A 25,207-nucleotide genomic window follows, 5' to 3' on the forward strand; every position below is an offset into this window, starting at 1 on the left:
CAGGTCGGGGCGTTGCTAGCCTGGTCCGGTGTCGGACGAGAGCGTGGCCGGTGGTGACGGCGTACTGCCCATGTTCCCGCTGGGTGCCGTGCTGCTCCCCGGCGAGGAGATCCCGCTACAGGTGTTCGAGCCGCGCTACCTCGACATGATCGAGCACTGCGTCGGGTCGCCGGACCGCCTGCGGTTCGGTGTGGTGCTGATCGCGCGCGGTCACGAGGTCGGTGGCGGGGACGAGCGCACCGGTGTCGGCACGGTTGCCCGGATCACCTCCTGCCGCCCGGTGTCGGGTGGGCGCCTGCACGTCGGCTGCGTCGGAGAACATCGGATCGCGGTCGACGAGTGGCTGCCCGACGACCCGTATCCCCGTGCTCGCGTCCGGGTCTGGCCCGACGAGCCTGCCGAGGTCGAGCCCGCCGACCTCGACGCGTTGACGGACCAGATCACCGCACTCACCGACCTGGCGGAGGGCCTCACCCGCGACCGGGGCGTGGCCAAGCTGCACATCCCCGATTGGGACGACGTGGCAGGGGAACCAGGGGACCGGGCGTTCGCGCTGGCACGGGAGTTACCGCTCGGCCCGCTGGACCGACTTCGCGTGCTGTCCGCGCCGGACGCCGCGCACCGGGTGCGGGCGCTCACCGAGGGACTCGCCGACGCAGTGGCCGGCCTCCGGTTCCGTCTCGGCCGACCGGACTGAACCGGTGCGGGCTGGGGTGGGTGTGCGAGCAGGCGGCGACGTCGCGATCGTCTCCGCTGTCGCGGTCGGCGGCGCGATCGGCGCGGTCGCTCGTTACACGCTGACGGTGCTGTTCCCGGCGGCGCCGGGGCAGATCCCCTGGGCGACGCTGATCGCGAACGTCAGCGGCTGCTTCCTCATCGGAATCCTGATGGTGCTGGTCACCGAGGTGTGGACGGCGCATCCGGTGGTCCGGCCTTTCCTCGGGGTGGGGATTCTCGGTGGCTACACCACCTTCTCGACGTACGCGGTCGAGACACGCCAACTCGTCGCCGACGGCGACCTCGCCCTCGCGTTCGGCTATCTGGCGGGAACGGTGCTCGCCGCGCTCGCCGCGGTGCTGGCGGGACTGTGGGTCACGAGACTGGCCGTCGGAGGCCGCAACGGGAGAGGAACCTGACATGAGCGACGTCACGCACACGATCCACTCTCGGCCGGAGCTGCGGCTGACGGTCATCCTCGGGCTCGACGACCTGTGGCACCACAAGCCCAAGTACCAGGAGATCGTGCGCCGCGCCCGCGACGCCGGACTGGCCGGTGCCAGCGTCTGGCGAGGAACGGAAGGGTACGGCGCGTCCTCGCACATCCACACGGCGCGACTTCTCGACCTCGCCGACGGGCTGCCCGTTCTCGTGGTGGTCGTCGACGAGGAGCCGCGGATCCGGGCGTTCCTCGAGACGATCGCGGACCTGCTCGGTCAGGCGACGGTCACCCTCGACCACGTCGAACGCATCCACGTGAGCGACGCGTGACGGTCCTGCTCGTCGTCGTCGGCGGGGCGATCGGCGCCCCGGCGCGGTACCTCCTCGACCGGGCGGTGCAGTCCCGTCACGACAGCGTGCTCCCGTGGGGGACGCTGTGCGTCAACGTGATCGGCTCGTTCGTCCTCGGGGTCCTCGCCGGCGTCGGCACCGCACACGACAGTGCGCTCTGGACGGTCCTCGGGACCGGCTTCTGCGGCGCGCTCACCACCTTCAGCACGTTCGGGTACGAGACGGTCCGGCTGCTCGAGGATCGGGCGAGGCTGTTCGCATTCGGGAACGTCGCGGTGACCCTCGTCGCCGGGATCGGTGCGGCGGTCGCGGGATTCGCCGCGGGCGCGGCGATCGCCTGAGGAGGTGTTGTGTCCACTCTCACCAGGTCGGCCGCCGCAGCGGCGGCGGCGATCGTCGCGGGCGTCGCGGTCGGCGTCCTCGCGCGAATCCTGATGCGGCTGACCACCGTTGCGGCCGCGGGCGACGCCGGGTTCTCGTGGTCGGGGTCGGCGGGAATCGTGACGCTCTACGTCGTCGCGATGATCCCCGGCGCGGTCGCCGTAGCCGTCGCCCGTCGCGGCGTCGCCGTTGCGCTCCTGACGGCGGGCTCGATCTTCCTGTGCGTCCCCGCCGTCGGTGTGGCGTCCGAGGAGATCGGTGACCTCGGCGATCTCGGAACGGTCGGAACGGTCGCGGTCGCGGTACTCGGCGGCGCGGTGTTCGCGACGCTGGTCGTCCTGCCGGTGGTCACCTTCCGGTTCGCGCGACGGTTCGGGGCGGTTCCCAGGCCGGGTGCAACTCCCGTCGCACGGGTCGGGGCACCGTGATCGAATGACCGTGCACAGACGTGCACGGTCAGGAGGAGGGGCATCGTGGCACACGAGAGGGCCGGGCAACCGGCACAGGCAGCGGATCTCGAGGATCTCGCGCAGCTGGTGACGGCCTACTACAGTCGCACGCCCGACCCCGAGAACCCGGACGAGCGGGTGGCGTTCGGGACGTCGGGACATCGTGGCTCGTCTCTCGACGGCGCGTTCAACGAGGCGCACATCCTCGCCACGACGCAGGCGATCGTCGAGTACCGCGCGGCACAGGGGTACACGGGACCGCTGTACCTGGGCCGTGACACGCACGCCCTGTCGGAACCGGCGTGGACGAGCGCGCTCGAGGTGCTCGCGGGCAACGGCGTCGACGTCCTGATCGATGCGGCCGGGCGCTACACCCCGACGCCAGGCGTCAGCCACGCCATCCTGCGGCACAACGAGGGCCTGTCGTCCGGATTCGCGGACGGCATCGTCGTCACCCCGTCTCACAATCCGCCGCGTGACGGTGGCTTCAAGTACAACCCGCCGTCGGGTGGACCGGCAGGCTCCGACGCGACCTCGGTCATCGAGGACCGCGCGAACGCGTTGCTCGCCGCCGGTCTGACCGGCGTGAAGCGGGTGTCGCTGGCGACGGCACTGGCCACGGCCGCGCGGCCGTTCGACTACCTCGGCCGGTACGTCGACGACCTGCCGAACATGGTCGATCTCGACGCGATCCGCGCCGCGGGTGTCCGCATCGGCGCCGACCCGATGGGCGGGGCGGCCGTCGACTACTGGGGTGCGATCGGCGAACGTCACCGCCTCGACCTGACGGTCGTCAATCCGCTGGTCGACGCGACCTGGCGGTTCATGACCCTCGACACGGACGGCAAGATCCGCATGGACTGCTCGTCGCCGAATGCGATGGCGTCGCTGATCGGTGCCCGCGACCGGTACGACATCGCGACCGGCAACGACGCCGACTCGGACCGGCACGGCATCGTCACCCCGGACGGCGGGCTGATGAACCCGAACCACTACCTCGCCGTCGCGATCGAGCACCTGTACACCCACCGTCCGGAGTGGGGCGGGGGCACGAAGGTCGGCAAGACCCTCGTCAGCTCGTCGATGATCGACCGCGTCGTCGAGGGACTGGGCCGCGAACTCGTCGAGGTGCCGGTCGGGTTCAAGTGGTTCGTGCCCGGTCTGCTGTCCGGGGATCTCGGCTTCGGTGGCGAGGAGAGCGCGGGCGCTTCCTTCCTGCGGCGCGACGGCCGCGTGTGGACCACAGACAAGGACGGCATCGTGCTGGCGCTGCTGGCGTCGGAGATCCTCGCGGTCACCGGATCGTCCCCGTCGCAGCGGTACCGCGGGCTCACCGAGCGCTACGGCGACCCGGTGTACGCGCGGGTGGACGCGCCCGCGAACCGCGCGCAGAAGGCGACCCTCGCCGCGCTGTCCCCGGACGCGGTCACGGCGACCGAACTGGCCGGCGAGGCGATCACCGCAACCCTGACGGCGGCGCCCGGCAACGGTGCACCGCTCGGCGGCCTCAAGGTGTGCACGGAGAACGCCTGGTTCGCGGCACGCCCCTCCGGGACCGAGGACAAGTACAAGATCTACGCCGAGTCGTTCCTTGGACCCGGCCACCTCACACAGGTGCAGGACGCCGCCCGTGACCTCGTGAGCCGCGCACTCGGGTAGGCGCCCGCGACGCTCGTGCGCGCTGTCACGGTCCGGCGACCCCCGACGCGCGTACGAGCGCGAAGCGCCTACGATCTGAGCAGTGTCAGATCCCCTCCCGGTGGCGAAGACGCGTTTGCCCAGCGAGATCTGGGTTCTCGTGAGCGCCGCATTCGTCATCGCCCTCGGCTACGGCATCGTGGCGCCCGCCTTGCCGCAGTTCGCGGTGAGTTTCGGGGTCGGGGCATTCGCCGCGACAGTCGTGATCTCGTCGTTCGCGTTCATGCGCCTGGTGTTCGCGCCCGTCAGCGGGTCGCTCGTGCAGCGGATCGGCGAGCGGCCGACGTATCTGACCGGTCTGGTCATCGTCGCGGTCTCCACCGGCGCGGTCGCGTTCGCGTCGAGCTACTGGCAGCTGCTGGTGTTCCGCGGACTCGGTGGCATCGGATCGACGATGTTCACGGTGTCCGCGCTCGGCCTGCTCATCCGGATCACGCCGCCGCACATCCGCGGGCGGGTGTCGGGCCTGTACGCGACGTCGTTCCTGTTCGGCAGCATCGGCGGGCCGCTCGTCGGCGCGGCGCTCGTCGGGTTCGGACTGCGGGTGCCGTTCCTCATCTACGCCGTCACCCTGCTGATCGCCGCCGCGGTCGTGTACTTCCGGCTCAAGGGGTCGGCGCTCGCGGCGCCGGAGACGGCCGGACCGACCGTGACGATGAGCTTCCGGGAGGCGCTGCTGGCCCCGATGTACCGGGCGGCACTGCTGTCGAACTTCGTCAACGGCTGGGCTGTGTTCGGGGTGCGCGTGGCGCTGGTGCCGCTGCTCGTCGTGCAGGCGCTGCACGCCGGCGAGGGCTACGCGGGCATCGCGCTCACCGTGTTCGCCATCGGCAACGCCCTCGTCCAGATCCAGGCGGGCCGGCTCTCCGACGCCCACGGCAGGCGGCCGTTCGTGCTCGCCGGTCTCGTCATCGCGGGGGCCGCCACCGCCGCGCTCGGATTCAGTCCGAACCTGTGGGTGCTGTTCGCACTGTCGGCGGTCGCCGGTGTCGGGTCGGGACTGATGAACCCGGCCCAGCAGGCCGCGGTCGCCGACGTCGTCGGGTCCAAGGCTCGCGGTGGTCCGGTGCTGGCGGCGTTCCAGATGGCGTCCGACGTCGGGTCCGTTCTCGGGCCGTTGGTCGCGGGTCTGCTCGCCGAGCAGGTGTCGTACTCCGTCGCGTTCGCGATCACCGGGGCGTTGACGGTGCCCGCGATCGTCGCGTGGGCGATGGTGCCCCGCTCAGGCCGGGACGCCGACGCCCACGAGGAGGCCGACCAGGTAGGTGGCGCCGACGGCGACGAGGCCGAACAGAAGTTGCCGTAGCGCGCCGCGCACACGCGGCTGCGACGTCAGGTGCGAGGTGGTCGCACCGACCAGGAGCAGGCCGACGCAGCCGACCGCGAGGCCCGCGACGAGCGATTCGAATCCGAGCAGGTACGGGATCAGCGGAATGATCGCGCCGATCGCGAACATCAGGAACGACGACGCGCCCGCGACCAGCGGGGACGGCTTCTCGGTCGGGTCGACACCCAGTTCGTGCGTCAGGTGGATCGTCACGGCCTGCTCGGCGTCGCGGTGGACTTCCTGCGCCGCGGTCCGCGCCGTGGCCTCGGTCATCCCCATGTCGACGAACGTGCCCACCAGTTCGGTCTGTTCGGAGATCGGGTGACGGGCCTGCGCGCGGCGTTCGACGCGCACCTCGGCGTCGATCTGCTGATTCGCCGTCGACACCGATGCGTACTCGCCGAGGGCCATGGAGAAGGCGCCCGCCGCGAGGCCGGCAATGCCGCTGAGGACGATCTCGTTCGCGGCCAGGCCTGCGCCGCCGACACCGGCGAGCAGTGAGGTGTTCGTCACCAGTCCGTCCATCGCCCCGAACGCGGCTGCGCGCAGCCACCCGCCGGAGACGTCGGCGTGCCGGTGGTCGAACTCGTGCGGTAGTGCACCGTGCGGAAGCGCAGCCGATGGGGTGCCCGGCCGATCCGGTTCGCCCGGGCGAGGTGACTCCGGCTCGTCCGGACGAGGTGCCGCGTCGTCGTCCATGGAATGGAATGTACGCGGCACGTCGGTACGGTGAGAGCCGTGTGGAAATCCGTCGTCAGTCTGCTCGCCCGACTCGGTCTGGCGGCCGTGTGGCTGATATCCGGTGGAGTGAAGGTCGCCGACCCGACCCAGACGGTCGTCGCGGTCAGGGCATACCAACTGCTCCCGGAGGGCCTCGTCCGTCCGGTCGCCGCGATCATGCCGATGTTCGAGATCGCCGTCGGTCTGCTGCTTCTGATCGGTCTCGCGGTGCGGGCGACCGCGGTCGCGTCGGCCGGCATGCTGCTGGTCCTGATCGGCGTGATCATCTCCGTGTGGGCGCGCGGCCTGTCCATCGACTGCGGCTGCTTCGGCGGCGGCGGAGTGGCCGACGTCGACGGCTGGGACTATGCGCGGGAGATCGCCCGCGACGTCGGATTCCTCGCGCTGGCCGTCTGGCTGATCGTCTTCCCGCGCAGCCCGTTCGCGCTGGGGCCGCGGTCACGGGCACCGCTCTCAGTGCGCGCTCAGCAAGAGGTGACAGAGTAAAGCCGCATTTACCCAGCTAGTTCCATCCACGGACATATCGGACCGGAGGACCGCACCGTGAGCAGCAAGAAGGTCAAACCCGTCAAGGCGGTGCCGCAGGCCACGTCGAGCCGATCGACGTACATCCTCGGTGGCCTCGCGGTGGTGGTGATCGCCGTCGTCGTGATCGCAGGCGTGCTGTGGAGCAGCAACCGCAGCAAGCCCCGCAACGAAGGCTACGGAGGTGTGTCGAACTCGGCCGTGCAGGTGACGACCGAGGCGGACGGCGCGATCCTGCTCGGTCTGCCCGACGCGACCACCACGATCGATCTCTACGAGGATCCGATGTGCCCGTACTGCGCGGAACTCGAGCACACCAACGGCCAGGAGATTGCCCAGAAGATCGACGAGGGTGCCCTCGCGGTTCGGTACCACACCCTGGACTTCCTCAACCGGCTTTCGGCGAGCGGTGACTACTCGTCGCGTGCGGCCGGTGCGCTGATGTGCGTCGCGGACAGCGGCGATGCGATCGCGTTCTCCGCGTTCCACGGCGCACTGTTCACGCCGGACAACCAGCCCGCCGAGAACGGCAGCTCGGATCACAGCAACGCCGAGCTCGCGGACATCGCGCGTGACGCGGGTGCGAACGACGACGCCGTCGCGTGTGTCACCGACGGGGCCAAGGTCGAGGCGGCCACCGCTGCCGCGCAGACGGGGCGCGCGGCCCTCGCCGCCACCGGCGCCGCAGGAACCCCCGCGGTGATCGTGGACGGCACCGTCGTCGACGCGCTCGGCAACCCGAACTGGGTGGCGGACCTGAACTGATGCGGGATCGGTGGTCGGCGTCACCGCGCCGACCACCGATCACCGGCGACAATCACCTGTGACCAGCCGATTTGTTGCCGCAACAGATGGTGGTGTAACTTTTTCCAGGCGAGAGCGGAACGGCCGCGAGGCCGAGATGCACTCGAACAAATGAACACGGGGCTATGGCGCAGCTGGTAGCGCACCACACTGGCAGTGTGGGGGTCAGGGGTTCGAGTCCCCTTAGCTCCACAGAAGAAACCCCAGGTCAGATTTTCTGACCTGGGGTTTTCTGTGCGCTCGGGGCCGGCGTGGCAGTCAGCGGGACCTATCCCGCCATCGCGCCGATGGCGCCGGTGAAGTAGGGCACCAGCCAGATCGACCACACGACCAGACTGAACTTGTGGAACTTCGCCTTCTCGGAGGGGCGATCACGGATCAGGACGATGATCGCCCACACGAGATGGATCGCCATGAGGACGATCGCGAGGGCGCCGGTGGCGATCATGATCTTGTCGAAACCCGACGTCCCGGTATCGGGTGACTCGTCGGAGATCCGGCTCATCAGGAAGGTGCCGGTTGCGTCGCAGATCAGGCCCAGCGCGAACGCTCCCGCGTGCCACCACTTGAGGGTCTTCTGGATGCGCTCCGACCACACGCCGATGGAGTAGAAGATCAGCGCGAACGTGATGACGATGATTGCAGCGGCCAGCATGTCCCGACCCTAGCCCTGACGTTCGCGGATCCCGTGGTGGTCGCGGAGCCGACGACGCGTGTCGGTTCCGGGCGCCGGTCGACCGCGACGACCGCGACGCCCGCGACGACCGCGACCTTACTTTCTACTTGCGCCCGGTGGCGGTCAGCCCGCGACGCGTCTGCGCAGGGTCTCGACTCCCTCGCCGTCCAGATCGTCGAGGGCGGCGACGCGCCCGACCGACGCCAGCGCCAGCGCCTCGCCGGGACCGCGCACCTCGGGTCCGGAGCCGCGGCGCCAGTCCATGTCCGTCGCGACGAGTCGCAGGCCTCTCGTGTACCGCCACGGCAGCGCGAACGGGTCCGGACGCTCGAGGACGAGACGCAGGCGTTCCGGGTCGATGGTGCGCGGCAGACCCAGCGGCCGGCGGATGTCCTGCTGGTGCACGAGATGGTCGGCGAGGCCGAGCCGTGGCCAGTAGCGGGTGATCCAACTGGTCTCGGCCGAGCCGGCCAGGACGGCGACCAGTTCGTCGGTGGTGACGTCCCGGTGGGAGGCGACGTAGTGGTCGTTGTAGGCGATCGGATTGGGCCGCCGCAGGAGTCCCAGTGTGTAGCGGGGCAAGGGAACGGCGTCGAGCGACAGGTGCACCGCGACGTCGCGCACCGTCCACCCGCCGCACAGTGACGGTGTCTGCCACTGCTCGTCCGTGAGCCCCCCGAGCAGTTCGACCAATTCGCGCCGCTCCGCGACGACGTGCGTTCTAACCCCCATGCCGCCCGATGATAGGCACGCGTCAGCGCATCGGCCGGGAACTCGGTCCCCGGAACCGGTCGCGCCGGTCGAGGGTCGCAACGACGATACGGTCGGGGCGGACCAGCACTGCCCGGAGCCGGTGTCGGCTCAACCAGGCCGCGGCGGCGGGAAGATCAGCCGTCGCGACCGTTGCGGCCGCGACGTCGTGCGCGAGGGCGGAGAGCGGACCGACTCCTGCCGTCCCGACGAGCGCGAACCCGTCGCCGAGCAGGTCGTCCGACCGCCGACCGTCCGACAGCGGCCACTGCGGAAAGGGTGACCCGATCGGACTGCGGGACGTTGGGATCGTGGACGGAGCCAGGCCGCGCAGCGGAGGCGCGAGGATGCGTCGGACGATCGGGTCGGGGTCGGGCAGCAGTGCGGCGCACCGCAACACACCGTGCACGGCGGGATGTGGCGGCATCGACATCACCCGGCCGACCAGGACCGCCCCCCGGATCGCGCGGTTGACGTGCGCTCGGCGTTCTGGCTCATACGTGTCGAGCAGTGCGTCGTCCGCGGTGCCTGCGTGAACTGCCGCCACCTTCCAAGCGAGGTTCATCGCGTCCCGCTGTCCCGCGCCGAGCCCCTGGCCGATGAACGGGGGAGTCACGTGGGCGGCGTCGCCGAGGAGGAACACCGGTCCACGCCGCCAGACGTCGGCGACCGCTGCCCGGAGCGAGTACGACGTCCGCCGCACGACCTCGGCGTCACCGTCGGGAAACCACGTAGCCAGCAGTTCGCGGACGCGGTCGTCGGTGACGGGGCCGGGCCCGGGCAGTCGGAACTCCCAGCGGTAGCGGTCGTCCGCGATCTGCATGTACGTTCCCGAGTCGGCGCCCGCACAGATCTGGTGAACTCCGGGCCACAGGTCGAGGGGCGCGTTTGATCGGACGTCGACGACCAGCCAGTGCTGGTCGAATCCGAGATGACGCATGCGCGATCCGATCTGATCACGCAGGGCACTGTTCGTGCCGTCGCAGGCCAGCACGTGCCGGGTCGCAACCGTGCACACCGCACCGTCGGCCAGGTCGCGGACCGTGACGGTCGCGCCGCCCGAGGGGTCGACTCGAACCGCCACGACCTCGTGGCCGGTGAGCAGTGTCGCGCCGGGATGACGGGCGAGGTTGCCGCGCAGTGCCCGTTCAAGGTCGGGTTGGTCGAACATGTTGGTCTCGGGCCACCCGTGGACGCCGACGGGCCGGTCGCGCCGGATCTCGAGGAGGGGGCGAAGTCGGCCGTCGACGAGGCGCATGCCGCGCGCCGGCCGGCACACCGCCTCGACCTGCTCGGCGGCACCGGCGGCCTGAGCGATCCGAAGGACCTCGTCGTCGAGGTGCACCGCGCGCGGCAGGGGGTACAGCGCGCGGTGCCGCTCGACGACGAGACACGAGACGCCGCGGCGGGCCAGCAGCGTCGCGGCGGTCAGTCCCGTCGGGCCTGCGCCGACGACGACCACCGGTACGGCATCGGGTGTCAGGACTTGCTCAGCACGATCGAGAACTGGATCTGGCCCGCGTCCTCGACGACGATGTTCGGGAACGTCGTCGGTTTGGACACCTGGTAGTCCGTCCACGCGACGTCGACGGCTCCCGCCGTCTCGATGTTCTCGCCCGATCGGCGTACGTCGAAATTCGTTGTGACATCTCGGGTCTGACCGCGAAGGGTGAGCTTTCCGCTGACCGGGATGGATACCGTCGAACCGTCCTCCGGTACGGCCGACAGGTCGACCGGTTCGGTCACCTCGAAGGTCGCGGTCGGGAAGGATCCGGTGTTCATGATCATCATGTCGAACATCGCGTCGCGGCGCTCGCTGTCGGTGGCGATGCTCGCGACGTCGACCTCGACCGTTCCCGTCGTGAGCGTCGAATCCTCCACGGTCGCAGCACCGGTCGCGTCGTGTGTCTGACCTCGAACGAACACGCGCTGCCCGTTGAGTGTCTCCCAGACCTCGTATCCGGCGGCGGACTCCGGGGCGACCGTCCAGTTTCCGTCGAGGGAACCGGACGCGCCGGTGGACTCGCCGCTCAGTCCCAGCGCGTCCGGCTGGTCGCCGTGGAAGAACTTGGCGTACGCCCACGGCCCGACGCCGATGGCGATTACTGCAACCGCGAGTACCGCCCCGATGATCCACAACACACGTTTACGCATGGGCGGCAACATAACCCAGAACACGACCGCGGTGGGGTGCTACGTTGACGCGGCAACCTCGCGTACCCGCCGAGAGATCGATGCTGTGGCGTCGTGTCCTGCGAGATCGTCGGCGAGCGCGCGGGCGCGCCTCCGGTATCGGTCGTCCGCGAGGGCCTTGGTGACGGCCCGGCGGATCGCGGTGGGGGAGGGTGATCCGCTTCGGATCCGGATGCCGGCGCCGGACCGTGCGACCCGTGCGCCGATCTCGGCCTTGTCCTCGGTGCTACCGGCGACGACCAGTGGAACCCCGTGGGACAGAGCGAAATGCACTCCACCCCAGCCGCCGTTCGTGACCAGGACGTCCACGTGCGGGAGCAGCAGCGAGAAGGGAACGAACTCGGTCACCACGACATTCGGGGCGGTTCGTCGGACCGCGTCGGAAGGCCGTCCGCCGGTCGCCACGACGACGAGTGCGTCCGTGCCTGCCAATGCATCGACGGTTGGTTCGATGAGGGTGCCGAGGTCGTGGTTGTCGAGGGTGCCCTGGGTGACCAACACGACCGGACGGTCGGTTCGGAGTCGATCCCACCACGGCGGGGTGGGCCAGTCTCGCGGTGCCGGCGGGAGGATCGGCCCGACGAAACTGAGCCGGTCGCCCACGTCCGTGCGCGGATACTCGAAACCCGGTGTGGTCAGCACGAACACGTCGTCCGCGTGCAGTGGCCAGTCCAGGAGGAAGCACGCGGGGTCCGCGCCGGTCGCCTCGCGCGTCCGGCGAGTGGCGATCGCCTGTGCCCGCCGCATGACGATCGAACGTGCCCCCGCGTTGAGCGCGCGATTCCGGACCCGACCGAGTGGTCCGATCGACGGCGGAAGTCCGGGGCCGAAGGGTGCGGTGTCCACACTCGTCGACATCAGCGGAGAAACGCAGACGGCGAACAGCTTTGGGCGAACGTCCGGTTCGCTTCCGATCATGGGTAGAACACCCATGAACAGATTCTCCGCTATCACCGTGTCGGCGCCCTCGGCCTCGACGGCCGCGGCGACGGCGCGGTACTGGTCCGCGAGCAGGTTCGCGAACATCTGCTCGGCGTCGAACAGTGACCGCAGGAACGCGGGCCTGCGCTCGCGCCCGGGGAATCGCTCACCCAGCATGGTGTCGTCATAGTCGCAGGTGGGAGGTAGTGCGTGGAAGCGGAGCCCGGCCCGTCGAGCGCGGTCCTCGAACCGCGTTCCGGTGAGGATCGCGACATCGGCGCCGTCCTCGACGAGGCGAGAGCCGATGGCGAGCATCGGAGCGACGTGCCCGGTGAGAGGCGCACTGCACAGGAGAATTCGGGCCACGGAGATCCTTTCGCGTGCTGATCGCCGTACGAGGTGGGGCGACCGTCGCTCAACGTACCGCTTGCGCTGACGTTTAGGGTCGGCTAACTTTCAGTACTCAAGGGTTCAATGACGCAGCCTTCGTTCCTGTCGTGCCCGCAATTCTTCTCCCTTCCAACACCTTTCGGAGCGTTGTCTGTGACCACCGCGTATATCAATCGCATCAATACCGTCGTTCCCGAGCATGACGTCCACGAGGCGTTCGTCGCGTTCGCGGACGCATCCTTCACGGAACGACGCAAGCAGTTGCTGTTCCGGCGGATGGCCGACCGGTCGCAGATTTCGCATCGATACGCGGGGATCGCATCTCCCTCCGCCTTCTACGGCGACGATCCGAACTCGGTGGACACCGAGACCCGGATGATCGAGTTCGAGCGCAGCGCACCGGATCTCGCGGTGCGCGCCGTCGACGGGCTCGAACTCGGTGACGCCGCGGCGGAGGTCACGCACCTCATCGTCATCACCTGCACCGGGTTCTATTCTCCGGGAATCGATTTCGAGATCATCAAACGGTGCGGTGTCAGTTCGTCGGTCGAACGCACCCAGATCGGGTTCATGGGCTGCTTCGCGGGCATCAACGGACTCAAGCTGGCCCACCACATCGTTCGGTCCGAGCCGAACGCGAAGGTGCTCGTCGTGAGCCTCGAACTGTGCTCGCTGCATCTGCAGCGGTCCGAGTCGCTCGAGACGATGCTCTCGTTCCTCGTCTTCGGTGACGGGTGCGCCGCCGTTCTCGTGTCCGGTGAGGAGAAGGGAATCGCGATCGACTCGTTCAAGGCGGTCATGGTGCCCGAGACCCCGGAGTTGATCACCTGGCGGATCGGCGACATCGGATTCGACATGGTGCTGTCCGGAAAGGTCCCCGGCACGCTCGGTCGTGCGCTCGACGAACGCAATCTCAAGGAGATCCTCGCGGGCGGGTCCAAGGACGACATCGACATCTGGGCGGTCCACCCGGGCGGGCGATCCATTCTCGATGCCGTCGAGGACGGCATCGGTCTGGGGCCCGACGACCTCTCCGCGTCGAGGCGCGTCCTCGACAACTACGGCAACATGTCGTCGGCGACGATCCTGTTCGTGCTGGCAGAGATCATGAAGCGGGCCGAGGAGGGCGGACCCACCGGGTCCGGCTGCGCCATGGCATTCGGTCCGGGTCTGACCGCGGAAACGATGCTCTTCCACATCTGACGGGCGACGGCAGCCGAAGGTCACGGAACGCCAACGGTTCGGGGTCATCGATGGTCGACACCTCGCGGTGCGGGTGGTGCGAGTGTTTCACTGGCCATCGAATGTGACTAGAGGGGCTGGTGTGCCAGTCCGTCTCACCCGTGCCAGGAAAGGAGAGAGGTGCAACGCCGGAACGACCGGCAGCACCCATCGCCGATGAGAACACGCACGCCGTTGACCAGGACCCTGACCACGGTCGCTGTAGCCGCACTGGCCCTGGTGCCCACCGCCGTCGCATCGGCCGACCCCGAGACGGAGCCCGTCACGCCCCTCGCGGGCAAGACCGTGTTCCTCGACCCGGGACACCAGGGCACCGGCCACAACGAGGACCTGTCGCGTCAGGTCGACGACGGTCGCGGCGGCACCAAGGACTGCCAGACCACCGGCATGACCACCCTCGGCGGCGTCCCTGAGCACACCATTACCTGGGACGTTGCCCAACTGGTGAAGGCCGGGTTGGAGAAGCTCGGGGCGAGCGTCGAACTCAGCCGTCAGGACGACAGCGGGTGGGGTGGCTGCGTCGACGAGCGGGCCCGCGCCGCCAACGCGTCCGGCGCCGACCTCGCCGTCAGCATCCACGCCGACTCCACCGCAGCCGCTCAGGGATCGACCGCGCACGGATTCCACCTGATCGTCCCGACCCTTCCCGTCCCCGATGCCACCGTCGACGCCGTCCAGTCCGGTGAGGGCAAAGCCGCGACCGAGGCGATTCGGGATGCGTACCGCGACGGCGGATTCACCCCCGCAAACTACGCCGGAGTCGTCGACGGCATCCAGCCCCGATCCGACATCGCCGGTCCCGCACTCACCACCGTCCCGCTCGCCTTCGTCGAAATGGGTAACGGATCCAATCCCGATGACGCGGCGCTCCTCGAGAGCCAGGACGGCAGGCTCAAGCATGCCGTCGCGATCATCGTCGGAGCCGTCGACTACCTGATGGGCGCAACGGGGGCCGGGGTCCCCGCGGCCACCGCGCCGACGCCCAGCTCCACGACCCCGACGGCCACCCCGGCGCCCGCCGAGTCCGACGACCCCACCACAACCAACGACACGTCGCCCACGACCGCTCAGAACGCGTCGCCGGGGACGGCCAAGGAGGCGTCGCCGGGGACGGCCAAGGAGGCGTCGCCGGGGACGACCGAGGACGCGTCGCCCGCGACGGCACTGAGTCAGGGGCTCGCCGCGCTCCAAACCCTGCTGGCCGCATTCGATCTCGACGGTGTGCAGGAACTCGCGAACGCCGAGAACCTCGGAGTGTTCGCCGATCTCCTCGACACACTGCTCGAACTTCTCGGCTGACCACTCGACGCAACGAGGGCCGGACACCGTGACGGTGTCCGGCCCTCGTGTGTGGCGGGGTGGGAGCGATCAGGCTCCGGCGGATCCTGCGAGGAGCGAGTCGGAGATCGGAGCGCTGGCCTCGAGCGAGCCGCTGTCGAACAGTCCTGCCGAGCCGGTGTCGGAGGAGGCCGTGTCGGCGGACGCGGTGTCGGCGGAGGCGGTGTCCGAACCGGTGCCGGACGACGCGGCGTCGAGCAGGCCGGTGTCGCTGGACGCGGTGGCGAGCAGGCCCGTGCCGAGCAGGCCGCCGAGCGCCAGCGACGCGACCGAGCCGCTGATCTTGGCCGAGCCCGCCGGCACGTCGTAGGCGTTGAGCAGCGCGCGCTCGACGCAGCCGCCCGCGACGACGGAGACGACGGCGGCGGGGCCCTGCGCGATCGCGACGAGGCGCTTGCCCGCGACGGTGAGGAACGTGCCGACGTTCCGAGGGGTGAACTCTTCGGTGGTGGTACCGATCAGCATGCCGAGACCGCACTCGCGCAGACCCTCGGCCGTCATTTCGCCCGTGGCGGTCATGATGGCGCCCGCGGCGTCCTCCTCGTTGGCGGCACGCTCGATCGTGTCGATCACCATGGACCCGGTGCCCACCTGGCCTGGCAGAACCTCGGGAGTGGCCTCGGCGGCAGCAGGCGCGGGCACGACCTGTGCGTTCGCGGTGGCGGCACCGGCGCCGAGGCCGAGGGTCAGTCCGAGTGCGCCGACCACGGCTGCAGTTCGCTTCATGGGATTCTCTTTCACGAGGTGAGGGCCAGGGTGCGCCGGCCGCGAAAGGCGGGTAACGCGCCGTTATTAGATCGAGATATGCAGGTGGACGCAACATTTAGGTATGCCTGTGTGACGTGTCCGCAAACTCAGGCAAAACGTGATGTGCGACACAAAAAGAGGTCTATTTCGTCGGCATTTCTCAGGCATGTCGGGCAGATGAATTCTCGGCGCAATTCCGGCGCCGAGCACCCGCATCGAAAGCAGACACAGGGCCGCTCCGACGCCGACACTACGATGGAATCAGATCGAGCATGGAGGTGCGGGTGGCGCGGCGTTTGACCCCGGTGGTGTTGATCGCCGGGTTTCTCGGATCCGGCAAGACGAGTTTGCTCAACCATCTCCTTCGCGGTGACCACGGTGTCCGGATAGGCGTGATCGTCAACGACTTCGGGTCCGTCGGCATCGATTCGATGCTCGTCGCGGGACAGGTCGACTCCACCGTGTCGCTGAGCAACGGCTGCCTCTGCTGCGCCGTCGACGTCGGGGAGATGGACGCGATGCTCGACCGTCTCACGCGCACGGACATCGACGTCATCGTCGTCGAGGCGAGTGGCCTCGCCGAGCCGCGCACACTGGTGCGCATGATCCTCGGCAGCGAGAACCCTCGCGTCGGCTACGGCGGATTGGTGGTCCTGGTCGACGGCGCCGAGTTCGAGGACAGCCGCGTGCGTCACCCCGAACTGGACCTGCATGTCCGCATGGCGGATCTGGTGGTACTCAACAAGTCCGACCTGCTGTCCGCGGAGGACGCCGAGACCGTCCGGGGTCGGGTGGAGGAATTGGCCGAGCGCGCGCCCGTGCTCACGACCACCCACGGCAGGATCGACCCGCGGCTGCTGTTCGACGAGGTCGCCCGCGCCGACGACGCACCGCGACAGCTGCGACTCGACGAACTCCTACTAGAGCAGGAGCATCGGCATCACGCCGGTGACGGGCACTCGCACCTGCACGACGGGTACCGCAGTGTCACGTTCACCGCGGTGTCGCCGATGGACCCGCGGGCACTCGTCCGATTCCTCGAGGAACCGCCCGCGGGGCTGTATCGGGTGAAGGGATTCGTGTACTTCGGCATCGACGGCCACACCGAGCGATACCTGGTACAGACCGTCGGCAGGCACATTCGGTTCGACCTGGCGCCCTGGGGGAGGGGAGCGCGCAGGCACACCGAACTCGTACTCATCGGGGCCGGCGTCGACACTGATGAGATCGAGGACTCCCTCGCGCGCTGCGTCGCCGACCCGGCAGTTGATCGGGGAGCCGAGTCGATGACCGCCGTCCACCGCTACGTGGTCGAGGCCTGACGACTCCGGCATCCACCGCACGAGAATACGAACGAGCCCGCAGCGCAGTGCGCGTGCGGGCTCGTTCGACGTACGGATGGATCAGGGACGCGTCGCGCGCAGTGTCACGGACGCGTCGCGCGTCGGCGACGCCGGTTGTCGCCGCCGCCTCCGGGAGTCTCGCTGCTGTAGACGGTGACGGGTTCCGACGAGCGGCCGCGGTTGTTGCCGCCTGCGGCCGTTCGGCTGCCCCCTGTCGATCCGTTCCGGCCGTTGCCCGCGGCGCCCGCCGCGGCACCCCGGCCGCGTCCCCGGCCGCCGGAAGAGCGGGTCGCGGAACCGCCTGCGCCGCCACGCCTCTCGGACTCGGTGCCCCGAGACTCCTGCTGCCTGCGCGGCCCGCGGCCCTCGCCGCCCTGGCTGCGCTGGCCTCCACCGCGGCGGCCGCCACCCTGACCCGACGGCTGTGCCACCGGCTTGGGTGCGGGAACCACGTGCGGCGCGATCTCGCCGACCAGGTCGGTGACGGCGGCCGAGTTCGCGGTGACCTGCTGCGGCGTGACCGTGATCTTGGCCTTGCGCATCAGCAACGCGAGGTCCTTGCGCTGCTCGGGGAGGACGACGGTGACCACGTCACCGGCGCTGCCCGCGCGGGCGGTGCGGCCCGAACGGTGCAGGTACGCCTTGTGTTCGGCGGGCGGGTCGACGTGCACGACCAGTTCCACGTCGTCGACGTGGACGCCGCGGGCGGCGACATCGGTGGCGACGAGCACGCGGGCCTCACCGGAGGAGAAGGCGGCGAGGTTGCGGTCGCGGGCGTTCTGCGACAGGTTTCCGTGCAGGTCCACCGACGGGATGCCTGCCTCGGTGAGCTGCTTGGCGAGCTTGCGTGCCTGATGCTTGGTGCGCATGAACAGGATTCGGCGACCGGTGCCGGACGCCAGCTTGTGCACGAGGTCCTTCTTGTCGGAGGCGCCCGAGACGTCGAAGACGTGATGCGTCATCGCGGCGACAGGCGAGTTCGCCTCGTCCACCGAGTGCAGCACCTCGTTGTGGAGGAACTTCTTGACGAGGACGTCGACGCCGTTGTCCAGGGTCGCCGAGAACAGCAGTCGCTGACCCCCGGTGGGCGTGGACTTGAGGATGCGGGTCACACCGGGCAGGAAGCCGAGGTCGGCCATGTGGTCCGCCTCGTCGAGGACGGTGATCTCGACGGCGTCGAGGAAGACGAGGCGCTGCTTCATCAGGTCTTCGAGTCGCCCGGGGCAGGCCACCACGATGTCGACGCCCGCTTCGAGCGCCTTGACCTGCCGGTGCTGGGAGACGCCACCGAAGATCGTGGTCACGCGCAGTCCGGCGGCGGCGGCGAGGGGTTCGAGCGTCGCGGTGATCTGGGTCGCGAGTTCGCGGGTCGGGGCCAGCACCAGTCCGCGGGGCTGGCTCGCACGACGCTTGGAGGCGGTCGAACCGGCAAGGCGGGCGGCCATCGGAATCGAGAAGGCGAGGGTCTTGCCGCTGCCGGTCTTGCCGCGGCCGAGGACATCTCGGCCCGCGAGGGTGTCGGGGAGCGTGTCGACCTGGATGGGGAACGGCGCGGTGATTCCAGCGCCGGAAAGTGCTGTCACGAGGGGAGCGGGCACGCCGAGTTCGGCGAAAGTCGCTGTCATGTGTGTACGAGTGCCTTTCAGGCATCGGGTTGCGCCGGGCAGCACAGGACCGGCAAGGTCCGTATGCGGCGTAGGCACAAGGGTGGCGAGATTGCCGGTGGGCAATATCGATCGCCGTAAGAAGAGTTCGTGCCTGGCACGTGAAAACCGATCCACGACGGCTGGCGTCGTGAAGCTCACGCCCAGTGAGGCCAGCATAGCCGACAGTCGAGGGTGCCTGCCGTTGCCTGGGTCACACTCCGGGAGGGGTGCTCGCCCGAGCGGAGCACCGAAACGCGAAGGGTTACAGACCCACCCATTCGGTGACGCCGCCGGTGAAGTGTTGACGCTTCCAGATCGGCACCTCGGCCTTGATCCGCTCGACGAGCAGGGAACACGCCGCGAACGCCTCCGCGCGGTGCGGCGCGGCGACGGCGGCGACCAGCGCCAGATCGCCGATCGTCAACGCCCCCACCCGGTGTACCGCGGCGACCGGGAGACCGGACTCCTCGGAAACCTGTTCGCAGCAACGGCGCAGGAACTTCTGCGCGTCGGGGTGCGCGGAGTACTCGAGCGCGGTGACGGACTGTCCTTCGTCGTGATTGCGCACCACGCCCGAGAACAGAACCACGGCGCCGTGCTCCGGCCCGGCGACGGCGGCGTCAACCGCTGCGGGATCGAGCGGTTGGTCGGAGATCGCTGCCAGCAGTTCACTCATCGTGCATTCCTCCACCCGCGACCTGCGCGAGCAGGTGATCGAGAATCGGCTCCAGTACTGCCATTCCGTCGCGCACGCCGCCGGGAGACCCGGGGAGGTTGACGACGACGGTGCCCCCGACCAGGCCGGCGAGGCCTCGGCTGAGCGATGCGTGGGCGATCTTTTCGGTTCCCTTGCGGCGCATGGCTTCCGCGAGTCCGGGGAGTTCGCGGTCGAGGACCGCCGCGGTCGCCTCCGGGGTGCGGTCTGTCGGCGAGGCACCGGTGCCACCGGTGGTGATCACCAGCGCCGGTCCACCGCGCAGTGCGTCGGCGAGTCCGGCGTCGATGTCCGCGTCCGCGTAGACGAGTGGTCCGCGAACGGTGAACCCGAGTCCTTCCAGCCAGCCGGTCAGGGCCGGGCCGGTGGTGTCCTCGCGGGTTCCGGCGGCACCACCCGTCGACGCCACCAACACCGCTGCCGACCTGCCGGACGTCTCGGTGTGTTCCACTGTCGCGCTGGGCTTCTCGTCGTCGCGAACCCAGTTTCCGCGCTTGCCGCCGGACTTCGTCAGCAGCCGGACCCCGTTGAGAACCGCGGCGGGGTCGACGGCCTTGACCATGTCGTGCAGCGTCAGCCCGGCAACGGCGACCGCGGTGAGTGCTTCCATCTCCACGCCGGTCTGGCCGGTCGTCTTGGCCCGGGCCTCGATGGTGATGGTGGACTCCGTGAACCCGAACTCCACCTTCACCGACGACAGGGCGAGCTGGTGGCACAGCGGGATCAGTTCCGAGGTGCGCTTCGCGCCCGCGATGCCCGCGATCCGTGCGGTGGCGAGCACGTCGGCCTTGGGCATGTCGTCCGCCCGGACCAGGGCGACCACCTCGCGTGTGGTCTGCAGTTCACCCGCCGCAACCGCGATGCGGGTGGTGCTGGCCTTGGCGCTGACGTCGACCATCCGCGCCCGGCCCTCGTCGTCGAGATGAGTCAGATCTCCGCTCACAGCTCCCACACCCGCACGTCGTCTCCTGCCTGCATCGTCGTCACGTCCTCCGGAATGTCGAGAAGTACGTCGGCCCGGGCGAGTGCCGCCACCAGGTGCGAGCCCGGTCCCGACTCGAGTGTGACACCGCCGGCCACCCGCCTGCCGCGGAGGAACTGCCGCTTACCCGAGGGGGATTCGACGGGGGTGGTGAGTGGCGCGTAGTCGGCAGGCAGTGGGGCGAGTCCGGCGCGGCGTCGCAGTTCGGCGCGCGCGAACACCTCGAACGAGATCAGTGTGCTCACCGGATTCCCAGGGAAGCTCAGCACCGGCACACCCTGCACCGTGGTCAGGCCCTGTGGTCCGCCCGGCTGCATCGCCACGTGGCCGAACCAGCCGCCGAGCGGGGTCAAGACCTCACGGACCACCTCGAAGTCGCCCATCGACACTCCGCCGGAGGTGATCACGACGTCGGCGACCTCGACCGCCCGGTGGAGCAGTTCGCGGAAGCGGTCCGGCACGTCCGTGCTGTGGTCGACGAGGACGGCGTCACCGCCGTTGGCGCGCACGCTTGCCGCCAGCGCGACGGAGTTCGACTCGAAGATCTGGCCCGGCGCCAGTGCGGTTCCCGCCGGCATCAGTTCGGCGCCCGTCGCGATGACCGCAAATCGGGGTCGGCGCAGCACCGTCACCTCGGCCAGGCCGACGGCCGCGAGCATCGCGAGATGCCTGGCCGTCAGTTCGGCTCCCGCTGCAAGCAGGAGGGTGCCCGAGGTGACGTCGCTGCCGCGGTCGCGGACGAACTCGCCCGGTCTGCGCGCCACCCGGATGTGTACCCGGTCGTTCCCGGCGTCGGTGTCTTCGACCGGGACCACGCAGTCCGCGCCGAGGGGGACGGGTGCGCCCGTCATGATCTTGATCGCCGTGCCCGCCTCCAGCCGGTCCGGCCCGGCGTCTCCTGCCGCGACGATCGCCGTGACGGGCAGCGACACCGGGACCTCGCGCAGCGAGGCGGAGGCGACCGCGTAGCCGTCCATCTGCGAGTTCCGGAAGACGGGGAGGTCGATCGGTGCGTGGACGTCGGCGGCGAGAACCCGGCCGAGCGCGTCGGGCACCGAAACCGCTTCACCCGCCGGTGCCAGCGCGCGGGCGAGCAACTGCCGGACGATCTCGGCGTGCTCGTCGACGGATCTGCTGGTCATGGCCCTCCCGGTGGCGTGGTGACCCATCCTAGGCGGCGGACGGCCAGGGTCCGACACCGCGACCCGCGCGGTGGATAACCTCCGCGTTACACGGACTCGGCATACTGGGTCACATGTGGGATGTGGTGATCCGATGACGGCGACCGTGCGGCCGGTGTCGATCGGCGTGCCCACCGTACGCAGCCACGTCGACACCTCGGATCGTCCCGACACCCCGGACCTGGTGGACCGGTTCGGTCGCGTCGCCCGTGACCTGCGCGTCTCCATCACCGAGAAGTGCTCGCTTCGCTGCACCTACTGCATGCCCGCCGAGGGATTGCCCGTGATTCCGCAGTCCCGACTGCTGACCACGGACGAGATCGTCCGACTGGTCACGATCGCGGTGCGCGACCTCGGGGTCCGCGAGGTGCGGTTCACCGGAGGCGAGCCGCTGATGCGCCGCGACCTCGAAGACATCATCGGCGGTTGCGCCCGGGCGGTCCCGGGGACTCCGCTGTCGATGACGACCAACGCCGTCGGCCTCGAACATCGTGCGCAGCGCCTCGTCGACGCCGGCCTCACCCGCGTCAACATCTCCCTCGACACCGTCGACCGCAACCACTTCGCGGAACTGACGCGGCGGGACCGGTTGCCCTCGGTGCTCGCCGGGATCAGGGCTGCCGCCCGCGCCGGGCTGACCCCGCTCAAGGTCAACGCGGTCCTGATGCCCGAAACCCTCGCTGGCGCAGCCGATCTGCTGCAGTGGTGCCTGGACGAGGGTGCGCACCTGCGGTTCATCGAGGAGATGCCGCTCGATGCCGACCAGGCGTGGGACCGGTCCACGATGGTGGACGCGCAGCGCCTGCTCGACGTCCTCGGAGATCGCTTCGTGCTCACTGAGGCGGGGCGGGAGGATCCGTCCGCGCCCGCCGAGGAGTGGCTCGTCGACGGCGGCCCGGCGACCGTCGGGATCATCGCCTCCGTCACCCGCAACTTCTGCGACGATTGCGACCGGACTCGGCTCACCGCCGAGGGGACGGTCCGGTCGTGCCTGTTCAGCGACAGCGAGATCGACCTTCGGGGAACGCTGCGGGCAGGCGCTCCCGACGAGGACATCGCGGCCCTGTGGCGCGGTGCGATGTGGACCAAGTGGGCCGGACACGGAATCGACGCGGACGGGTTCGCCCCGCCGCAACGCAGCATGGGAGCGATCGGTGGTTGAGGTACGGGACGCGACGACGGTGGTGACGGTGCGCTACTTCGCGGCCGCCGCGGACGCCGCGGGGTGCGGCGAGGAGCAGTGGACGATCGCCGTCGGCGCCACCCTCGGGCAGCTCCGCACCGCGCTGGTGGAACGGCACGGACAGGCGATGGAGCGGGTGCTCGATGTCGCGGCCTTCCTGCAGGGCGACGAATTGACCCGAAACCTCGATGAGGTGGCCCTGCCCCAGGTGGACGTGCTGCCGCCGTTCGCGGGCGGGTGATCAGTTCCGGTTCTCGGTCAGCCACTCTGTGAAAGTGACTGTGCCGAACCGGTTTTCCGGCGTCAGATTGCGTCCCTCGCGCAGGAACCGGCCGGGTTCGCCGGGGACGGGCAGTCCGACCACCACGGCCCTCGAGCCGGTGACGCGCTTCCAGGTGTGCGCGAGGTCGCGCATCGACAGCAGTTCCGGCCCACCGATCTCGATCCGGTCGGCGGGGGACTCCGCCAGCGCCGTGTCGGCCAGGGCCCTGCCCACGTCGACCGGCGCGATCGACTGGAACCGGGCGCCGCGCACGGCGGGCAGGATCCCGATGCGGGCCGCGCTCGCGAACACGGACCGCACGAGGGAATGGAACTGGGTACAGCGCACGATCGTGGTGTCCACGCCGGACGTCGTGAAGATCCGTTCCTGTTCGACCAGGGCCCCGTAGTAGGCGAACTTCACCCGGTCGACGCCGACGATGGACAGCAACACCAGGCGCCGCACCCCGGCGTCGCGGGCGGCGGCGGTCAGGGTGCGGGCACCGTCGGTGAACACCGGACGGGTGGCCTTGGTCTGGCCGTTGGCGGCGCTGACGACCACGTCCACCCCCGCGAGTGCCTCCGCGAGGCCGGCGCCGGTCAGCAGGTCGCCGGGGTAGTGCGCGGCACCCGACGGCAGCGTGGCCGGGGCGTGCCTGCTAAGGACGCGTACCGCCGCGCCGCGCGAAGCCAGTTCAGCTACCGCGGCCGACCCTGCCGTGCCGGTGCCGCCGACGACGAGAACGGTGGTCATGGGTCACCGCCACCAGTCGTCCAACGGGGTCACCGGCACCGTTCGCTTGTGCCGCGTGGCCAGGAAGGTCGCTTCGAGCTTCTCGGCGACGGCGGCGGTGACCTCGCGGCCCTCGAGGTAGTCGTCGATCTCGGTGTAGCGCAGGCCGAGAGCTTCCTCGTCCGGGAGCGCCGGACGGCCGTCCTCCAGGTCGGCGGTCGGCACCTTGCGCCAGGTGCTCTCCGGCGCGCCGAGGTGCTGCAGGAGTGCGGCGCCCTGCCGCTTCGACAGTCCGGTGAGCGGTGTGACGTCGACGCCGCCGTCGCCGAACTTCGTGAAGAACCCGGTGATCGCCTCGGCGGCGTGGTCGGTGCCGACGACGAGTAGTCCGAGTTGGCCGGCGATCGCGTACTGGACCACCATGCGCTCGCGTGCCTTCACGTTGCCGCGGACGAAGTCTCGCAGTTCGCCGTCGTGGCCCAGGATCTCGGCGAGCCCGGCAGCGCTCTCGGCCGCGGCGGCGTCGGCGCTCGGCTTGACGTTGACGGTGACCGAGCGGTCCGGCGCGATGAACTTCAGCGACACCTGCGCGTCGTGCTCGTCGGTCTGCACGCCGTACGGCAACCGGACCGCGACGAACTCGACCTCGTGGCCGTCGCCGCGCAACTCCTCGGCAGCGAGTTGGCACAGGCGCCCCGCCAGGGTGCTGTCCTGTCCGCCGCTGATACCGAGGACGAAACCCTTCGCCGGGGTGGAACGCAGGTACGCCTTGAGGAAGTCGACGCGCGCACGCACCTCGTCCGCCGGATCGATGGTTGGCTTGGCGCCGAGTTCCTCGAGGATTCGTGCACGCAGTGTGGACATGCGCGTGACTCTAGCGAGATGCCCGTCGACGTGCGAAGGCTAGAGTCGGCCCGTGACTTCTGCGCCCGTACTCGTCGTCTCCGCCACCGCCGTCGAAGCCGCCCATGTTCCGGCCCGGTTCGGTGTGCTCCACACCGGCATCGGCAAGGTCGACGCCGCGATCGCCGTCACCGAGGCGCTCGCCAGGTACCCGGTCGGGGCGCGGCCCGTCGTCGTCAACGTCGGTACCGCAGGCGCGCTGCACGATCACCACTCCGGACTGTACGTGCCGTCGCGGGTCGTCAACCACGACCTCAGTGCCGAGGTACTGCGATCCCTGGGTTATCCAGCGGTGGAAGAGATCTCACTACCAGGCGGGGACGGATCGGTACTCGCGACCGGCGACGTGTTCGTCACCGACCCGGCGCAGCGCGACGAACTGGCCCGCCGCGCCGACCTGGTCGACATGGAGGGCTTCGCCGTCGCGGCTGCCTGCGCTCGGATGGGTGCCGTGTGTCGGCTGGTCAAGCACGTCAGCGACAACGCCGACGAGTCCGCAATGGACTGGCCGGCGCAGGTCGACGCCAGCGCCCGCCAACTCGGGGCGTGGCTCGACGCGAACTACTGAG

General features: G+C 69.6%; 28 protein-coding genes and 1 tRNA gene. 16 read left to right on the forward strand and 13 right to left on the reverse strand.

The window, feature by feature from the left end; genetic code table 11:
- The first annotated feature begins 28 nt into the window (after positions 1–28).
- The 7 genes from RHCRD62_RS11190 to RHCRD62_RS11220 all read left to right on the forward strand — a co-directional run bounded on the left by RHCRD62_RS11190 (position 29) and on the right by RHCRD62_RS11220 (position 5,343).
- Positions 29–697 carry an LON peptidase substrate-binding domain-containing protein gene (locus tag RHCRD62_RS11190; RefSeq protein ID WP_253277285.1) on the forward strand — a complete coding sequence of 223 codons (669 nt, stop codon included), beginning with the start codon at positions 29–31 and terminating at the stop codon, positions 695–697.
- A 16-nt stretch (positions 698–713) separates the two neighbouring features.
- Positions 714–1,136 carry a fluoride efflux transporter CrcB gene (crcB, locus tag RHCRD62_RS11195; protein ID WP_084734204.1) on the forward strand — a complete coding sequence of 141 codons (423 nt, stop codon included), beginning with the start codon at positions 714–716 and terminating at the stop codon, positions 1,134–1,136.
- A 1-nt stretch (position 1,137) separates the two neighbouring features.
- Positions 1,138–1,488 carry a DUF190 domain-containing protein gene (locus RHCRD62_RS11200; RefSeq protein ID WP_050064783.1) on the forward strand — a complete coding sequence of 117 codons (351 nt, stop codon included), beginning with the start codon at positions 1,138–1,140 and terminating at the stop codon, positions 1,486–1,488.
- Positions 1,485–1,850, forward strand: a complete 366-nt coding sequence (crcB, locus tag RHCRD62_RS11205) for a fluoride efflux transporter CrcB (protein ID WP_050064784.1) — start codon at positions 1,485–1,487, stop codon at positions 1,848–1,850. The genes RHCRD62_RS11200 and crcB (RHCRD62_RS11205) overlap by 4 nt, the downstream gene beginning before the upstream one ends.
- Positions 1,851–1,859: 9 nt before the next feature.
- A complete protein-coding gene (locus RHCRD62_RS11210; RefSeq protein WP_050064785.1) occupies positions 1,860–2,318 on the forward strand; it encodes a hypothetical protein in 459 nt (152 codons plus the stop codon).
- Between the two features lie 45 nt (positions 2,319–2,363).
- Complete coding sequence (gene pgm / locus RHCRD62_RS11215) at positions 2,364–3,998, forward strand: phosphoglucomutase (alpha-D-glucose-1,6-bisphosphate-dependent) (RefSeq protein WP_050064786.1); 1,635 nt, start codon at positions 2,364–2,366, stop codon at positions 3,996–3,998.
- Between the two features lie 82 nt (positions 3,999–4,080).
- Positions 4,081–5,343 carry an MFS transporter gene (locus RHCRD62_RS11220; RefSeq protein WP_050064787.1) on the forward strand — a complete coding sequence of 421 codons (1,263 nt, stop codon included), beginning with the start codon at positions 4,081–4,083 and terminating at the stop codon, positions 5,341–5,343.
- Here the strand turns inward: RHCRD62_RS11220 and RHCRD62_RS11225 are convergent.
- Positions 5,260–6,063 (reverse strand): VIT1/CCC1 transporter family protein, encoded by an 804-nt coding sequence (locus tag RHCRD62_RS11225; RefSeq protein WP_253277286.1) that lies wholly within the window; start codon positions 6,061–6,063, stop codon positions 5,260–5,262. The genes RHCRD62_RS11220 and RHCRD62_RS11225 overlap by 84 nt on opposite strands.
- Positions 6,064–6,102: 39 nt before the next feature.
- On the opposite strand from RHCRD62_RS11225, the gene RHCRD62_RS11230 reads away from it, so the two are divergent.
- The 3 genes from RHCRD62_RS11230 to RHCRD62_RS11240 all read left to right on the forward strand — a co-directional run bounded on the left by RHCRD62_RS11230 (position 6,103) and on the right by RHCRD62_RS11240 (position 7,626).
- On the forward strand, positions 6,103–6,591 hold the full coding sequence (locus RHCRD62_RS11230; protein ID WP_050064788.1) for a MauE/DoxX family redox-associated membrane protein: 489 nt from the start codon (positions 6,103–6,105) through the stop codon (positions 6,589–6,591).
- A gap of 57 nt (positions 6,592–6,648) precedes the next feature.
- The gene (locus RHCRD62_RS11235) at positions 6,649–7,395 is read left to right on the forward strand and encodes a DsbA family protein (protein WP_050064789.1); all 747 of its coding nucleotides are present in this window, start codon (positions 6,649–6,651) and stop codon (positions 7,393–7,395) included.
- Positions 7,396–7,553: 158 nt separating this feature from the next.
- Positions 7,554–7,626: transfer RNA gene (locus tag RHCRD62_RS11240), tRNA-Ala, on the forward strand.
- A 76-nt stretch (positions 7,627–7,702) separates the two neighbouring features.
- Here RHCRD62_RS11240 and RHCRD62_RS11245 read toward each other — a convergent pair.
- From RHCRD62_RS11245 to RHCRD62_RS11265, 5 genes are all read right to left on the reverse strand, one after another.
- Positions 7,703–8,089: an HsmA family protein gene (locus RHCRD62_RS11245; RefSeq protein WP_050064790.1), complete on the reverse strand. Its 387-nt coding sequence runs from the start codon at positions 8,087–8,089 to the stop codon at positions 7,703–7,705.
- Positions 8,090–8,233: 144 nt separating this feature from the next.
- A complete protein-coding gene (locus RHCRD62_RS11250; RefSeq protein WP_050064791.1) occupies positions 8,234–8,842 on the reverse strand; it encodes a maleylpyruvate isomerase family mycothiol-dependent enzyme in 609 nt (202 codons plus the stop codon).
- A gap of 22 nt (positions 8,843–8,864) precedes the next feature.
- The gene (locus tag RHCRD62_RS11255) at positions 8,865–10,322 is read right to left on the reverse strand and encodes a bifunctional 3-(3-hydroxy-phenyl)propionate/3-hydroxycinnamic acid hydroxylase (protein WP_050064792.1); all 1,458 of its coding nucleotides are present in this window, start codon (positions 10,320–10,322) and stop codon (positions 8,865–8,867) included.
- 17 nt (positions 10,323–10,339) lie between these two features.
- On the reverse strand, positions 10,340–11,014 hold the full coding sequence (locus tag RHCRD62_RS11260; protein WP_172671050.1) for a YceI family protein: 675 nt from the start codon (positions 11,012–11,014) through the stop codon (positions 10,340–10,342).
- Positions 11,015–11,053: 39 nt separating this feature from the next.
- The gene (locus tag RHCRD62_RS11265) at positions 11,054–12,340 is read right to left on the reverse strand and encodes a glycosyltransferase (protein WP_084734207.1); all 1,287 of its coding nucleotides are present in this window, start codon (positions 12,338–12,340) and stop codon (positions 11,054–11,056) included.
- Between the two features lie 177 nt (positions 12,341–12,517).
- On the opposite strand from RHCRD62_RS11265, the gene RHCRD62_RS11270 reads away from it, so the two are divergent.
- On the forward strand, positions 12,518–13,567 hold the full coding sequence (locus RHCRD62_RS11270; RefSeq protein ID WP_050064794.1) for a type III polyketide synthase: 1,050 nt from the start codon (positions 12,518–12,520) through the stop codon (positions 13,565–13,567).
- A 195-nt stretch (positions 13,568–13,762) separates the two neighbouring features.
- Complete coding sequence (locus RHCRD62_RS11275; protein ID WP_050064795.1) at positions 13,763–14,905, forward strand: N-acetylmuramoyl-L-alanine amidase; 1,143 nt, start codon at positions 13,763–13,765, stop codon at positions 14,903–14,905.
- Between the two features lie 69 nt (positions 14,906–14,974).
- Here the strand turns inward: RHCRD62_RS11275 and RHCRD62_RS11280 are convergent, their stop codons facing one another.
- The gene (locus RHCRD62_RS11280; RefSeq protein WP_050064796.1) at positions 14,975–15,670 is read right to left on the reverse strand and encodes a hypothetical protein; all 696 of its coding nucleotides are present in this window, start codon (positions 15,668–15,670) and stop codon (positions 14,975–14,977) included.
- A gap of 305 nt (positions 15,671–15,975) precedes the next feature.
- Between RHCRD62_RS11280 and RHCRD62_RS11285 the strand changes: the two genes are divergently transcribed.
- Positions 15,976–17,013, forward strand: coding sequence for a CobW family GTP-binding protein (locus RHCRD62_RS11285; RefSeq protein ID WP_367379639.1), 1,038 nt, complete (start codon positions 15,976–15,978; stop codon positions 17,011–17,013).
- Between the two features lie 104 nt (positions 17,014–17,117).
- Here the strand turns inward: RHCRD62_RS11285 and RHCRD62_RS11290 are convergent, their stop codons facing one another.
- From RHCRD62_RS11290 to glp, 4 genes are all read right to left on the reverse strand, one after another.
- Positions 17,118–18,659, reverse strand: a complete 1,542-nt coding sequence (locus tag RHCRD62_RS11290) for a DEAD/DEAH box helicase (protein WP_050064798.1) — start codon at positions 18,657–18,659, stop codon at positions 17,118–17,120.
- Between the two features lie 283 nt (positions 18,660–18,942).
- Entirely contained in the window at positions 18,943–19,356 is a 414-nt protein-coding gene (locus RHCRD62_RS11295; protein ID WP_050065229.1) for a molybdenum cofactor biosynthesis protein MoaE, read from the reverse strand.
- The gene (gene moaCB / locus RHCRD62_RS11300; protein WP_084734208.1) at positions 19,349–20,338 is read right to left on the reverse strand and encodes a bifunctional molybdenum cofactor biosynthesis protein MoaC/MoaB; all 990 of its coding nucleotides are present in this window, start codon (positions 20,336–20,338) and stop codon (positions 19,349–19,351) included. Before moaCB ends, RHCRD62_RS11295 begins: the two co-directional genes overlap by 8 nt.
- Positions 20,335–21,519, reverse strand: coding sequence for a molybdopterin molybdotransferase MoeA (gene glp / locus RHCRD62_RS11305; protein WP_050064799.1), 1,185 nt, complete (start codon positions 21,517–21,519; stop codon positions 20,335–20,337). The genes moaCB and glp overlap by 4 nt, the downstream gene beginning before the upstream one ends.
- A 133-nt stretch (positions 21,520–21,652) precedes the next feature.
- On the opposite strand from glp, the gene moaA reads away from it, so the two are divergent.
- Together moaA and RHCRD62_RS11315 are read left to right on the forward strand one after the other, a co-directional pair.
- Positions 21,653–22,720, forward strand: a complete 1,068-nt coding sequence (gene moaA / locus RHCRD62_RS11310; RefSeq protein WP_050064800.1) for a GTP 3',8-cyclase MoaA — start codon at positions 21,653–21,655, stop codon at positions 22,718–22,720.
- Positions 22,713–22,982, forward strand: a complete 270-nt coding sequence (locus RHCRD62_RS11315) for a MoaD/ThiS family protein (RefSeq protein WP_084734209.1) — start codon at positions 22,713–22,715, stop codon at positions 22,980–22,982. Before moaA ends, RHCRD62_RS11315 begins: the two co-directional genes overlap by 8 nt.
- On the opposite strand, the gene RHCRD62_RS11320 is transcribed toward RHCRD62_RS11315, so the two are convergent.
- Together RHCRD62_RS11320 and nadE are read right to left on the reverse strand one after the other, a co-directional pair.
- A complete protein-coding gene (locus RHCRD62_RS11320) occupies positions 22,983–23,756 on the reverse strand; it encodes an SDR family oxidoreductase (protein WP_050064801.1) in 774 nt (257 codons plus the stop codon).
- A 3-nt stretch (positions 23,757–23,759) separates the two neighbouring features.
- Positions 23,760–24,599 (reverse strand): ammonia-dependent NAD(+) synthetase, encoded by an 840-nt coding sequence (gene nadE, locus RHCRD62_RS11325; protein WP_050064802.1) that lies wholly within the window; start codon positions 24,597–24,599, stop codon positions 23,760–23,762.
- A gap of 52 nt (positions 24,600–24,651) precedes the next feature.
- Here nadE and RHCRD62_RS11330 point away from each other — a divergent pair, with 52 nt between their 5' ends.
- Positions 24,652–25,206, forward strand: a complete 555-nt coding sequence (locus RHCRD62_RS11330) for a nucleosidase (protein ID WP_050064803.1) — start codon at positions 24,652–24,654, stop codon at positions 25,204–25,206.
- Position 25,207: the final 1 nt, after the last annotated feature.

It is taken from the genome of Rhodococcus sp. RD6.2 (assembly GCF_001040705.1).
GTDB lineage: Bacteria > Actinomycetota > Actinomycetes > Mycobacteriales > Mycobacteriaceae > Rhodococcus_G.